At 41.9% G+C, this 13,532-nt stretch carries 10 protein-coding genes and 1 rRNA gene; 10 read left to right on the top strand and 1 reads right to left on the bottom strand.

Annotation, left to right across the window (positions count from 1 at the left end):
• Together rrf and BLS49_RS18785 are read left to right on the top strand one after the other, a co-directional pair.
• A 5S ribosomal RNA gene (rrf, locus tag BLS49_RS25820) occupies nt 1-82 on the top strand; the annotation flags it as partial.
• Between the two features lie 918 nt (nt 83-1,000).
• Nucleotides 1,001-2,035: a LacI family DNA-binding transcriptional regulator gene (locus BLS49_RS18785; protein ID WP_175471475.1), complete on the top strand. Its 1,035-nt coding sequence runs from the start codon at nt 1,001-1,003 to the stop codon at nt 2,033-2,035.
• A gap of 142 nt (nt 2,036-2,177) precedes the next feature.
• Here BLS49_RS18785 and BLS49_RS18790 read toward each other — a convergent pair whose 3' ends face one another.
• On the bottom strand, nt 2,178-2,888 hold the full coding sequence (locus BLS49_RS18790; protein ID WP_091234380.1) for an HAD family hydrolase: 711 nt from the start codon (nt 2,886-2,888) through the stop codon (nt 2,178-2,180).
• 340 nt (nt 2,889-3,228) lie between these two features.
• On the opposite strand from BLS49_RS18790, the gene BLS49_RS18795 reads away from it, so the two are divergent.
• The 8 genes from BLS49_RS18795 (at nt 3,229) to radA (ending at nt 13,531) form a co-directional block, all read left to right on the top strand.
• Nucleotides 3,229-4,539 (top strand): sugar ABC transporter substrate-binding protein, encoded by a 1,311-nt coding sequence (locus BLS49_RS18795; RefSeq protein WP_091234383.1) that lies wholly within the window; start codon nt 3,229-3,231, stop codon nt 4,537-4,539.
• An 86-nt stretch (nt 4,540-4,625) separates the two neighbouring features.
• Nucleotides 4,626-5,939 (top strand): carbohydrate ABC transporter permease, encoded by a 1,314-nt coding sequence (locus tag BLS49_RS18800; RefSeq protein ID WP_091234386.1) that lies wholly within the window; start codon nt 4,626-4,628, stop codon nt 5,937-5,939.
• Nucleotides 5,936-6,775, top strand: coding sequence for a sugar ABC transporter permease (locus BLS49_RS18805; protein ID WP_091234389.1), 840 nt, complete (start codon nt 5,936-5,938; stop codon nt 6,773-6,775). Before BLS49_RS18800 ends, BLS49_RS18805 begins: the two co-directional genes overlap by 4 nt.
• Before the next feature lie 357 nt (nt 6,776-7,132).
• Nucleotides 7,133-7,591: a CtsR family transcriptional regulator gene (locus BLS49_RS18810; RefSeq protein WP_091234393.1), complete on the top strand. Its 459-nt coding sequence runs from the start codon at nt 7,133-7,135 to the stop codon at nt 7,589-7,591.
• A 46-nt stretch (nt 7,592-7,637) separates the two neighbouring features.
• Complete coding sequence (mcsA, locus tag BLS49_RS18815; protein WP_091234397.1) at nt 7,638-8,162, top strand: protein-arginine kinase activator protein McsA; 525 nt, start codon at nt 7,638-7,640, stop codon at nt 8,160-8,162.
• Nucleotides 8,163-8,174: 12 nt separating this feature from the next.
• The gene (gene mcsB / locus BLS49_RS18820) at nt 8,175-9,233 is read left to right on the top strand and encodes a protein-arginine kinase McsB (protein ID WP_091234400.1); all 1,059 of its coding nucleotides are present in this window, start codon (nt 8,175-8,177) and stop codon (nt 9,231-9,233) included.
• A gap of 44 nt (nt 9,234-9,277) precedes the next feature.
• A complete protein-coding gene (gene clpC / locus BLS49_RS18825) occupies nt 9,278-11,722 on the top strand; it encodes an ATP-dependent protease ATP-binding subunit ClpC (protein ID WP_091234403.1) in 2,445 nt (814 codons plus the stop codon).
• A 441-nt stretch (nt 11,723-12,163) separates the two neighbouring features.
• Complete coding sequence (radA, locus tag BLS49_RS18830) at nt 12,164-13,531, top strand: DNA repair protein RadA (protein WP_091234406.1); 1,368 nt, start codon at nt 12,164-12,166, stop codon at nt 13,529-13,531.
• Nucleotide 13,532 lies beyond the last annotated feature (1 nt).

The following is a 13,532-nucleotide window of genomic DNA, read 5'->3' on the forward strand; positions in this document are numbered from 1 at the left end:
CATCCCGAACACGACCGTTAAGCCCTCCAGCGCCGATGGTACTTGAACCGAAGGGTTCTGGGAGAGTAGGACGCCGCCAAGCACAAGGAAGAAGCATTGCCGATATAGGCGGTGCTTCTTTTGTTTGTGAAGTTGATTGGACAGGGATCAATCAATGAAAATAAAAAACTGCGAAAGTGCAGTTATTTTCTGGCCAAACTGATGTTCTGGAGATAAAGCCTGCGAATCTGCAACAATTTTACCGCAAAATGAGTTAAATGAAGAAGATGGAGCAAACAACCTGCACTTTTACAGGCTTTTTCCGTAAACGAGTTGGTAGTTTAGAAAAAAATGCACTTTTGCAGGTTTTTCCTCATTTTTTTAGTCATCTACTCAATACCAGGAGCGTCAGGCAATCAACTACTGTTATATAGTACGACATTACCCACTATAGCCGCTGTGCGTGGCTCAAACATCGAGAAATAGACGATGGTACTTGAACCGAAGGGTTCTGGGAGAGTAGGAAGCCGTCAAGCACAATGAAGAGGCACTACCGATATTCGGTGGTGCTTTTTGTATGCTCACTTGGTAGAAGACCAGATTCATTAGCGGGAAAAGCTCCCGTAAGCCCTTTGATAAGGTCGATATGGGACAAGGTATTCTCGGGATAAAGACACCCCAGGAAAACAATCTTACTCGATTACAAATGTACCCGAATATGCTGAAGCTACTGAAGAATAGCTCATTTGCACATTTTCATTCATAGGGCGGCACTCCCACCCCCATGAATAAAAGTGCAATTCCGAGAATGATGCCCACACCATCTTGCTTAAACTTCTTGGCTACCAGGACATGACGAGGTAAGGAAGGCAGGGGGATTCCCCACCTGCTATTCAATTTGCACGGATGCTCTTAGAGATGCAATTTTCCATTCTTGAAGTTACAGTATTCATATGATATGCTCATTAATCAGAATAGAGTGCATGTTTTTAATGCAAAAATGGTGGTGAACCGGAAAAGTATGGCTGCTACAATTAAAGATGTAGCCAAGCTGGCAGGAGTTGCAACTTCTACAGTTTCCAGAGTATTGGCTGACAGTGACCGCATTAGTAAAGAGACAAAAGAAAAAGTAATGGATGCGATGGAAAAACTGGAATTCCATCGAAACTATCATGCCCACACTTTAGCATCAAAACAATCGAATAATATTGCTATAGTATTGCCTCAATCAGATGTCTCGTTTTATAAGCATCCGTTTTTCCCTGAAGTGCTTAGAGGAATTAATGATTGTGCAATAAAAAAGGGATACAGTTTGGTGTTCTCAAATGGCATTGACAATCAGCAGCATTCACAAAATATTGTCGAGATGATTAAAGGAAGACGTGTTGACGGATTTATCTGGTTATACTCAGAGCAAACAGATCCAATGATAGATTTTATTAAAACTCAGAATGTCCCTTTTGTTATGGTTGGTAAACCCTCTTCCGATGATGGTTCTATATCCTACGTTACTAATGATAACGTTTTAGCGGTTCATGAGGTAACGCAGTATCTTATACAAATGGGGCACAGGAAGATTGCTTATCTTAGTGGCAGATTGAATTTTGTCGTTAATCAGGATCGTTTGATGGGTTTTTTACTGGCGATGGAGGAAGCTAAGCTACCAGTGGATTCTGCAAACTCGGTATCACGAGTTATTTTTGGCACTAGATCAGAAAGATTAAATAAGCTGCGTGAAATTATGTTATTGCCTGATGCTCCTTCAGCAGTAGTGGCGGTTGATGATGTAATTGCCATGAGTGTAATGAGTTTATTTCATGAACTGGGGATATCAGTACCCGAACAATGTTCAATTGCAGGTATTAGCAACATTATGTTCTCGGAAATTTCAGCCCCACCATTAACAACGATAGATCTTTATTCCTATGATGTAGGCTACCAAGCTACAGAGAAATTGTTGAAATGGATTGGGGGCGGGAAGCCGGATCTGAAACCAGTAATTATAAAACATCATCTGGTCAAACGCAAATCTACTGCACCACCAAAAAATAGTTAATCGCAATGGAAGTGCTCCCGGAAATAGCTCCCTCTCCATTTACCAATCTCTACACAATTTAGACTATAAACGTACTCGTAGCTGCTAACTTAATACTAAACCGACCAATTCACTTTGAAGGTCGGTTTAGTATTAATTGAGATTACTGCATATCCAAGATACGTCGGAAATTACCATCCCATATCTGGTATTTACAATCTACCTCTATTGTATTTGGAGAGCAGTTGGAATGGAAGTAGCATGCATCGATACCTACACGTTTTGCTCCCTCAATATCTGTTGTCGCATCATTACCAATCATAATAGCAGAAGAAAGATCGGCCTTAAATGTGTTCACTAGATAGTCGTAAAATAGCGGATCAGGTTTGCATATCCCCGGGTTAGATGAGATGGCGATGCCATCAAACAAATCATTAATACCCAAAGCACGCATTTCTTCTTCCACAAATGTTTTTTGTCCATTAGATAATAAATAGATTTTTTTATTCTGAGCTTTTAATATAATTAAAGTTTCCTTTACACCCTCATACAACTGCAAACGGCGAATGGACAGTCGTCTGAACCAACGCACCGTTTCCTCAATCCACTCCACATCTGGACATTGCCCTTTTCGAGAAGCGATAGTTTTGAATATTAAATGGACATCTATTTCAGGAAATTCGCATTTAACTGCCGGGTTAGAAAATTGCCGGGAAACTTCCTCGCGATATTGCTCTTTAAGTGCCTCAGGTTTTATGGGATAACCGCTGTATAGAAAATGATAACTTAGTCTCTCCCAAAATTCAGGTGACTCTTCATCTGTATGAATATCAATTAGAGTTCCATACAAATCAAAAATAAAAGTATTATACATGCTGATGCCTCCGATCAATGTTTAATAATTTACTGCCGAATGCTGCAATACTCCCCCTTTCAAAGATCCGTTTTAAAGCTCTCCTTTGTCGAACCGGTTGCACATACTTATTTCGGTATCTATTTCGTATTTTTTTACTGTTTAATGATCTGATGATAACTCATCATCATTAATGATACTATCATAAAACCATGTAATACCTCAATAAACAACGTTTTTTTTAAGAAAATATTAATATTGCGTAAAAAACAAACTTATTGTATATTATCGGTAAGCGCTTACTTACTATTGTGCAGACGGTTGCGCAGATAATAAAATATTATTGAAAGGTGGGTTTGTATTGAAAACAAAATTATTAAATGTTTTGCTGTTATTTGTTATTGTGGTTGCACTGGCAGGATGTGGCGGTACAGCAAGTCAGACCCCAACCACTGAGCAGAATCCTGATCCGACGGTTGCGCAGGAACCGAATGGAAATTCAGCCGCAGTGGAAGAAGAATTAAAGCCTGAACCAGGTGCTACACTGATTGTTTGGGATGGTGGGGAGGACAAGGCGTTAATTGAATCAGCAGGGAAAGTATTTGCGGAGAAGTATGGTGTGTCCATAACCTTCTCAGAAATGTCAGCTAGTGAATCTATCGGTCAAATGATTACAGATGGACCGGCAGGAATTGGTGCAGACGTGTTTATGGGGGTGCATGATCGAACAGGAAGCGGGGTTGATGCAGGAGTCTTCTTGCCAAATGACTGGTTCGAGGAAGAAACAAAAGCAAACAATAATGAATTGGCAGTATTAGCAGTGACGACAGACGATATTATGTATGGATACCCTATGTCTGTAGAAACTTCTGCTGTTTTCTATAATAAAGATTTGATTTCAGAAGTTCCGGCGGATTGGAACGGTGTTATCGAATTTGCAAAAACGTTTAACGATCCGAAAGCCAATAAATTCGCTTACATGTGGGATATTGGAAGCTCGTATTGGAACTATGGGTTCTTTGGTGGATATGGAGCATACATCTTTGGTAATGATGGTACAGATCCAACCGACATAGGTTTAAATAACGAACAAGGTGTTGAAGCAGCAAAATTTTATCAGAGTCTAAATGCGATTTTGCCACTTCAAACATCTGATGTTAACAAAGATATTAGAAAGAGCTTATTCTCTGACGGCAAGCTTGCTATGAATGTAAGTGGCCCTTGGGATACGGTCTCGTTCGGTAAAACTGTCAAAAATCTTGGCGTTAGTGTATATCCAAACCTTCCTAATGGACAGCCAATGAAACCTTTCTCCGGTGTTAAGGCTTACTATGTAAGTGCACATACCAAATATCCAAATGCAGCAAAACTGTTTGCTAACTTAATTACTTCTGAAGAATGGCAAATTAAAAATTTTGAATTAACAGGTGCATTGCCTGCCAACAAAAAAGCCTCAGAGAATTCAAAGGTTACAAGTGATCCGTTCGCATCAGTATTTCTGGCACAATTCAAAAATTCTGTGCCGATGCCTTCTATTGCAGAATATGCTCAATATCCGACTCCAATGGGTGCAGCGGTTGCTTCACTTTGGAATGAGGGCAAAGATCCTAAAGAAGTCATGGACAATATGGTTAATCAAATGAAAAGTAATTTTAATCAGGTCAGCAATTAATATCTGAGCTATTTAGCGTAACATCTTTTCTCATAAACACTGGGAGGAGATGTTACCACCCTTTTATGGGGAAAAGGAGAATATTTATGGGTAAACACGCAAAAATGGCTGCTCTGTTATCCGTATTATTTATGGGTATTGGTCAATTGTATAATAAGCAAATTATTAAAGGAATAATTTTTATTCTCACAGAAATTTTAGCGTTGTATTTAATGGTGACCATGCTGATCGAAAAAATATATGGTTTGATTACTTTAGGCTCCGTTCCTACTCACCTCGAAAAGGTGGGAAGAGTCTATGTAAACATTCCTGGTGACCATTCCATTTTTATGTTACTTGAAGGTTTGATATCACTTATTATCCTTCTTCTATTTATTTCTATGTATGTTTCAAATATTAAAGACGCCTATAAAAATGGTCAACTTAGGGAAAAAGGCCTTAATGCCCCCAATTTCCACAATACAATTCGCAATATTAACGACAATAGCTTCCCTTACGCTATGTTATTCATACCAGGGTTAGGAATATTGTTGTTTACCATAGTTCCCATTATTTTTATGATTTTTTTGGCATTTACAAATTATACTGCCCCCAATCATATCCCTCCCAAAAGCTTGGTAGATTGGGTAGGATTAAGCACTTTTAAAGATCTGTTGTTTCTGAAACAATGGAAAAATACCATTATAGGGGTATCAATGTGGACAATCGTATGGGCAGTTCTTTCCACATTCACTTGCTACCTAGGCGGTATTCTTGTCGCGTTGCTTATTCAACAAAAGAGAATCAAGTTTAAAGTGATGTGGCGCATGATTTATATAATTCCATATGCCATACCACAATTTATTTCGTTGCTGGTAATGCGTAATATGCTTAACTATCAGTTTGGTCCGATCAATCAATACTTAAGATATTTCGGGCTTGGCGGACTTCCTTGGCTTAATGACCCGTTCTGGGCAAAAGTCACCATAATCATAGTCAACATGTGGATAGGTATACCATCCTCGATGCTATTGACTATTGGTCTTTTGGGTAATATTCCCAAGGATCTTTACGAGGCAGCGGATGTTGATGGAGCGTCAAAGTTTGCAAAATTCAGAAGCATAACTTTACCGTATATTTTATTTGCTACTGCACCGCTTCTTATTATGTCCTTTGCATTTAATATTAACAACTTTAACGTAATTTACTTGTTAACAGAGGGACTCCCGGCCAATGGTGACTATGTGTTTGCTGGAAGTACTGATTTGTTAGTTACTTGGTTATACAAGCTCGCGTTAGATAATCAAAGGTATAATATAGCATCAGCGGTTGGACTCATTGTATTCATTCTTATAGCCAGTCTCTCCATATACAATTTCAGAAGAACAAAATCTTATAAAGAGGAGGATATGGTTCAATGAGAAAGGGAAATATATCTTTAACATTAAGTTATTTGATGCTTATTATCCTTGCCATTGGTTTCCTCTACCCGGCGATTTGGGTTGTCATGTCCTCCCTTCGAGTGGGTGATTCACTTTTTAGTGATTCACTAATTCCGAAACAATTAACGTTTATTCATTATCGGGATCTGTTTATTGAGCAAAGCGATAAGCAAGTGTTTTTCATGAGATGGTTTTGGAATACTTTAAAAATTGCTACTACTAGTATGGTTCTAGGTACATTTATTCAAATACTAACAGCTTATTCTATTTCACGTTTCCGCTTTTATGGCCGTAAAACGATTATGTCATTAATTCTTATTTTAGGCATGTTTCCTGGATTTATGAGCATGATAGCTATTTACATCATTCTTTTGCAATTGAATTTGCTAAATACCCCCTATGCTTTAATATTGGTCTATACAGCAGGAGCGGCACTGCATATGTTCGTAGCAAAAGGATTCTTCGACACAATACCGCATAGTTTAGCGGAGTCGGCTCAGCTCGATGGAGCAAGTCACATGGATGTCTTTATGAAGATCATGTTACCCCTCTCTAAGCCGATGATCACATATATCTCTCTAACAACGTTTACGGGGGCATGGGTTGATTTTATATTTGCACGACTTATTCTTCGTTCACGTGAAAATTGGACTCTTGCAGTAGGGTTGTACGAATTGGTAAATTCATACTCTAGTACAGAATTTACTCTGTTTGCAGCCGGTGCGGTTCTCTCCTCTATTCCAATTGCAATACTGTTCTTATTCTTGCAACGTTTTCTAATTGAAGGGATTACTGCAGGTGCAAATAAGGGATGAGTATTCCGATGGTACAGGAGCTAAAGATTCCTAGTCTGGAATAGCAAGAGACTGTAAAGCAAACACCTAACCTACAAGCTGACGCCGATACTTTATCGCGTCGGCTTTTTAGTGTTCTTTACAGATGGGGCTTGTTATAGAACGCGATATAAGAGAGTGATATGGACTCTTGTAGTCCACTTGGCAAACGAAAAAATTATGCTATAATACAAATAAAGTCAAAGAAAGTCAAAGTCAACAAAGGTTACAATGTTAGTTCTGCTCGATATCAAATAAAGCCTTATGGTTAATACTAAAGTGTGAATCATTTGAAGCAAGTCGGCTATGTGCTGGAGAATGAGTGATGGAGGATGGGTGATGCGTAATATCTCCGATATTATAGAAAAATATCTCAAGAGTATTTTGCACGAAAGTCCTGAAGGAGCTGTAGAAATTCAGCGTAACGATTTGGCTGATAAATTTTCCTGTGTACCATCACAGATCAATTATGTGATAAGTACAAGGTTCACCGTTGAGAAGGGGTACTTGGTAGAGAGTAAGCGTGGGGGCGGAGGTTACATCCGAATTCGAAGGATTGAGTTTCCTGGTCCAACGTCCTTGCATACACACCTGCAACAGACCATTGGTGACGAAATAGGCCAGACGATGGCAGAGGGGCTTATTTATCAACTGGAAGAAGCGAGGTTTATAAGCAAAAGGGAAGCAGGATTAATGCGAGCGGCTGTAGCCAGAGAAGTACTCATGGTGAAGCTGCCGTATAGAGATCAGATACGCGCTCAAATCATGAAAGCAATGCTGATTTCTTTATTAGCTTAATATTTAATTAGGTTATTTAGTCTATCCACCCGAGGAGGGACATCCTATGCAATGTCAGGAATGCGGTAAACGCCCCGCTTCGCTTCACTTTACGAAGATCGTAAACGGGGAGAAGACGGAATTTCATATATGTGAAGCGTGCGCAAGAGAAAAAGGAGAGATCATTCCAGGTACAACGGGAGGTTTCTCCATCCATAACCTGTTGTCGGGTCTGCTTGATTTTAATCCCGGTTTGAAAGGTCAAAATACAGGCACGAAACCCGCTGAAAACTTGCGCTGTGAAGAATGCGGCTTAACATACTCGCAATTTAGCAAGATTGGTCGCTTTGGTTGCAGTTCCTGTTATAAATATTTTAATGATCGATTAGATCCGCTCTTCAAAAGAGTTCACGGCAACACGGTTCATGTCGGAAAAATACCTAAACGGGTAGGCGGACATATCGAAGTAAAACGTAAGCTGGATGACCTTCGTCGTGAACTGCAGTATCGGATACTTCAGGAAGAGTTCGAAGAAGCAGCTTCGCTACGGGATCAAATTCGCGAGCTCGAGAAGAACATTTCCGCAGAGTAGGAGGGATGCATGATGGTAAATCTACGCTTTACAGAACAGCCGCTAAGCGAATGGATGAGCCGTGAAGGCAAGGAATCAGATATTGTAATCAGCACACGCGTGCGGATTGCCAGAAATCTGATGCATCAACCTTTTCCAATGCTTGCGACCAATCAACAATCCGAAGATGTGTTGAATCAGTTGCGCGAAGTGTTAAACGATGAGAGAATGACGGCATACGGGAAGTTATATCCAATTCTTCTCAATGACATAGAGGATCTGGATAAACGGGTGCTTGTTGAGAAGCACCTGATTAGTCCAAATCTTGCAGGAGAATCGCGCAGCGGTGCGGTATTTATAAGTGAAGACGAAAGTTTGAGCATCATGGTGAACGAAGAGGATCATTTACGAATTCAATGTCTATATCCCGGGTTTCAAATTCAGGATGCCTGGGAACGGGCAACTGCCATTGATGATGTTTTTGAGGATCATGTGGATTATGCATTTGATGCGCATCGTGGTTTTCTCACCAGTTGTCCTACAAATGTCGGCACAGGACTTCGAGCTTCAGTTATGATGCATTTACCCGCACTTGTAATTACACAACAGATTAACCGCATATTATCTGCTGTTACGCAGGTAGGTTTGACTGTACGCGGCATATACGGTGAAGGCAGCGAAGCGATGGGGAACTTGTTTCAAATCTCAAATCAGATTACACTGGGACAAAGCGAAACGGAAATTATTGAGAATTTGTACGGCGTCGTTTTGCAAATCATTGAGCATGAGAAGACAGCTCGTGAGAAGCTGTTATCTGATTCCCGTCTTCATATGGTTGACCGTGTAATGCGCTCTTATGGTACTTTGTCATATGCGGCAATCATGGATTCAAAAGAAGCAGCTCAACGGTTATCTGATGTCCGCCTCGGAGTGGATCTCGGATTAATTGATACTTTGTCCCCACAAGTGCTTAATGAGCTTAATGTACTGACACAGCCCGGTTTTTTGCAGAAAATATATGGTGAGAATTTGTCAGCAGGTGAACGGGATATGTATCGTGCAAAATTGATTCGGGAAAAAGTGGGTAAATAAGGGTAGAAAATAAGGATTTCATCAACAGTGGAGGTGTAGGAGAGATGATGTTTGGTAGATTTACTGAGCGTGCACAGAAAGTATTGGCTTTAGCTCAAGAAGAAGCAGTAAGACTGGGACACAACAATATCGGTACAGAACATATTTTGCTCGGTTTGATTCGTGAAGGTGAAGGCATTGCGGCCAAGGCGCTGATAGGCCTGGGGCTAGGTCTTGAGAAAATTCAGGATGAAGTAGAGACCTTGATTGGTCGTGGACAAGAGCAGCCTGCCAATATCGCTTATACTCCGCGGGCGAAGAAAGTTATTGAATTATCTATGGATGAAGCTCGTAAACTGGGCCATACCTATGTAGGAACAGAACATATTCTGCTTGGTCTGATTCGCGAGGGTGAAGGCGTTGCTGCACGTGTACTTAACAATTTGGGTATTAGCCTGAATAAAGCACGTCAGCAAGTGCTGCAGCTGCTTGGCAGCAGTGAAGCTGTATCCAGCCACCACGGCGCTCCAGCAAATGTAAATACGCCTACGTTGGATAGCCTGGCTCGTGATTTAACTGTTAGCGCCAAAGAAGGCAATCTTGACCCTGTCATTGGACGAAGCAAAGAGATTGAGCGTGTAATTCAGGTGCTAAGTCGTCGTACGAAGAACAATCCGGTGCTGATTGGTGAACCAGGGGTTGGTAAAACCGCTATCGCTGAAGGCTTGGCACAAAAAATTATTAACAATGAGATTCCTGAAACTCTCCGTGATAAAAGAGTAATGACACTTGATATGGGCTCAGTTGTTGCGGGTACCAAGTATCGTGGTGAGTTTGAAGATCGCCTGAAAAAAATTATGGACGAAATCCGTCAAGCAGGTAACATTATCCTGTTCATTGATGAGCTGCACACATTGATCGGTGCAGGGGGGGCAGAGGGTGCTATCGATGCCTCAAACATTTTGAAGCCGGCACTGGCTCGCGGTGAGTTGCAATGTATTGGTGCTACAACGCTTGATGAATATCGTAAGTATATTGAGAAGGATGCAGCTTTGGAACGTCGTTTCCAACCGATTACGGTCGACCAGCCTTCTGTGGATGAGGCGATTCAAATCCTTCACGGACTACGTGATCGTTATGAAGCCCACCATCGTGTTAAAATTACAGATGAAGCTATTGAGCAGGCTGTTAAATTGTCTGATCGCTACATTCAGGATCGTTTCTTGCCGGATAAGGCGATTGACTTGATCGATGAAGCAGGCTCCAAGGTAAGGCTGAATACGTACACCGTACCACCTAATCTGAAACAGCTTGAGAACCGTCTCGAAGATATCCGTAAGGAAAAAGACGCAGCAGTACAAAGTCAGGAATTCGAGAAAGCGGCTGCCCTTCGTGATACGGAACAGAAGATTCGTGAAGAGCTTGATGTTACGAAGAACCAGTGGAAAGAAAAACAAGGACGCACTGATTCTGAAGTAACGCCCGAAGATATTGCACAGGTTGTTGCCAGCTGGACAGGAATTCCGGTTAACAAGCTGAAAGAAGAAGAGACCGAACGCTTATTGAATATGGAGCAAATCTTGCATGAGCGCGTTATTGGTCAGGAAGAAGCCGTTAAAGCTGTTAGCCGTGCGATCCGCCGGGCTCGCGCCGGGCTCAAAGACCCTAAGCGTCCGATGGGATCTTTCATTTTCCTTGGACCAACCGGCGTTGGTAAGACAGAGCTTGCAAGAGCACTTGCAGAAGCGATGTTTGGCGATGAGAACGCCGTAATTCGTATCGATATGTCTGAATATATGGAAAAGCATTCTACGGCTCGCCTTGTAGGGGCGCCTCCAGGATATGTAGGATATGAAGAGGGCGGTCAATTAACGGAGAAGGTTCGCCGTAAACCGTATTCGGTTGTGCTGCTTGATGAAATTGAAAAAGCGCATCCTGAAGTGTTCAACATCCTGCTTCAAGTTCTTGAAGACGGACGTCTTACAGATTCTAAGGGCAGGGTTGTCGATTTCCGCAACACACTGATTATTCTGACTTCGAATGTTGGCGCTGAGGCCATCAAACGCAACACAAGACTTGGATTCACAGCAGTAGAGGATTCCGGGGCTGATTATGATAATATGAAGGGTAAAGTGATGGAAGAGCTCAAGAAGAGCTTCCGTCCTGAATTCTTGAACCGGATCGATGAAATAATCGTCTTCCATTCACTCGAAGAGAAGCATATTGGCGAAATCGTGTCTCTGATGTCCGACGAGCTGCGGAAACGGCTGCAGGAATATGATGTTGACTTCATCTTGACGGATAAAGCAAAAGCATTCCTCGCCAAGGAAGGATTCGATCCTGCTTATGGTGCGCGTCCGCTTCGCCGAGCAATCCAAAAGCATATTGAGGACCGTCTGTCCGAGGAATTGCTGACTGGACATGTGAAGAAGGGTGATGCGCTCACAATCGATGAGGAGAATGGCGCTCTCACTGTACAGATAACGGGCAGTTATTCGAACAAAGGATAAAAATAGTGGATCGTTCAAAAAGTGAACTTTTGAACTACCGCCATAGGATAATTGGATTAATGGTTTAGCGAAAAAAAACCGATGAAATATAGTAAGGCAGCTTCCACAGCGATGCTCTGGAAGCTGCTTTTTTTTCTAACAAGATTGTACATAGGTAGATGGGTATATATAACATAATAAGGTAAATGTTTTATTTGCTTCGCCCTAACAATTCGAACAGGGAAATAACTTTACGTCAAATCTTAAACAATGTTAAACTTTTATTGTATTGTTTTTGATTGGCACGTATAGGTTCAGACTTCCGTATACTTTATGAGTGGCAGTTTGGACAAGTGTAGAATAAGGGAGAATATTGCCTCCTTTTTACCTTATTTCCCAATATGTTAGTTTTTAGCATAATATAAGCATGGAAATGAGAAGCAGAATGAAAAGGAGAGATAAATGGTTAAAGTAAAAACAAAATTTTTCTGTACAGATTGTGGATATGAAACGCCGAAGTGGTACGGGAAATGTCCGGGATGTGGCGCATGGAACTCCATGGTCGAAGAAACGGAAAAAGTAGTCAAGACACAGGGTCTTTCTTCGGGTTTATTTCAGACGAAAGAAAAACCACTTCCGATCATAAATATAGAGAGTGGCAAAGAGCCGAGGATCCAGACGGGCATCAGTGAACTAAATCGTGTGCTTGGTGGCGGTGTTGTACCTGGTTCACTTATTTTGGTGGGAGGAGATCCCGGTATAGGGAAGTCAACATTGTTGTTGCAAACCTCACATGAGATGGCAAAGGCTGGTCTCAGGGTGCTGTATATATCAGGGGAGGAGTCTACCCGTCAGACGAAGCTGCGGGCGGAAAGACTCGGAGCATTATCCCAGGAGTTGTATGTACTCTGTGAGAGTAGTATGGATGGGATAGAGGACGCTATCGACAATGTGAAACCGGATTTTCTCGTGATTGACTCGATCCAGACTGTGTACTTACCGGAAGTGACAAGTGCGCCAGGCAGCGTCTCTCAGGTAAGAGAATGTACAGCCCGATTTATGCGCATAGCTAAAGGGCAGGGAATTGCCACGGTTCTGGTTGGACATGTGACGAAGGAAGGCGCTATTGCAGGTCCACGTTTGCTTGAGCATATGGTGGATTGTGTTCTTTATTTTGAAGGGGAGCGGCATCATTCCTACCGCTTGCTCAGAGCCGTTAAGAACCGTTTTGGATCGACGAATGAAATTGGCATTTTTGAAATGAATGAATCCGGGCTCGACGAGGTCATAAATCCCTCGGAGCTATTTCTTTCAGAGAGACCCCTTGGAGTTGCCGGATCAACAGTTGTAGCCAGTATGGAAGGCACGCGGCCTATGCTTGTGGAATTACAAGCATTAATCGCTTCTACCCATTTCCCTGCTCCGCGTAGAATGGCGACTGGAGTCGACCATCACCGGATGAACTTGATTATTGCGGTATTGGAGAAGCGGATGGGGCTATTTCTGCAAAACCAGGACGCCTATGTTAACCTTGCCGGAGGAGTAAAGCTGGATGAACCGGCTGTAGATTTAGCAATCGCCGTAAGCATTGCTTCAAGCTTTCGTGATATGCCGACAAAACCTTATGATGTGTTTTTTGGAGAAGTTGGATTAACTGGAGAAGTCCGGGCTGTCTCTCGGGCAGAACAGCGGGTTAGAGAAGCTGCCAAACTTGGATTTAAGAGAGTTATTCTCCCTGAGAAGAGTCTCAAAGGTTGGAAAGGGCCTGAAGGAATTCAATTAATCGGTGTAAATACCGTTGCAGATGCATTAGCTGTTGCGTTAGATTAGG

The sequence above is a fragment of the Fontibacillus panacisegetis genome, from assembly GCF_900102215.1.
Classification (GTDB): domain Bacteria; phylum Bacillota; class Bacilli; order Paenibacillales; family Paenibacillaceae; genus Fontibacillus; species Fontibacillus panacisegetis.

Excerpts from the sequence above, each read along its gene's own strand:
- BLS49_RS18785 (WP_175471475.1), top strand. The coding sequence starts at position 1,001 with ATGGCTGCTACAATTAAAGATGTAGCCAAGCTGGCAGGAGTTGCAACT.
- BLS49_RS18790 (WP_091234380.1), bottom strand. The coding sequence starts at position 2,888 with ATGTATAATACTTTTATTTTTGATTTGTATGGAACTCTAATTGATATT.
- BLS49_RS18800 (WP_091234386.1), top strand. The coding sequence starts at position 4,626 with ATGGGTAAACACGCAAAAATGGCTGCTCTGTTATCCGTATTATTTATG.
- BLS49_RS18805 (WP_091234389.1), top strand. The coding sequence starts at position 5,936 with ATGAGAAAGGGAAATATATCTTTAACATTAAGTTATTTGATGCTTATT.
- BLS49_RS18810 (WP_091234393.1), top strand. The coding sequence starts at position 7,133 with ATGCGTAATATCTCCGATATTATAGAAAAATATCTCAAGAGTATTTTG.
- mcsA (WP_091234397.1), top strand. The coding sequence starts at position 7,638 with ATGCAATGTCAGGAATGCGGTAAACGCCCCGCTTCGCTTCACTTTACG.
- mcsB (WP_091234400.1), top strand. The coding sequence starts at position 8,175 with ATGGTAAATCTACGCTTTACAGAACAGCCGCTAAGCGAATGGATGAGC.
- clpC (WP_091234403.1), top strand. The coding sequence starts at position 9,278 with ATGATGTTTGGTAGATTTACTGAGCGTGCACAGAAAGTATTGGCTTTA.
- radA (WP_091234406.1), top strand. The coding sequence starts at position 12,164 with ATGGTTAAAGTAAAAACAAAATTTTTCTGTACAGATTGTGGATATGAA.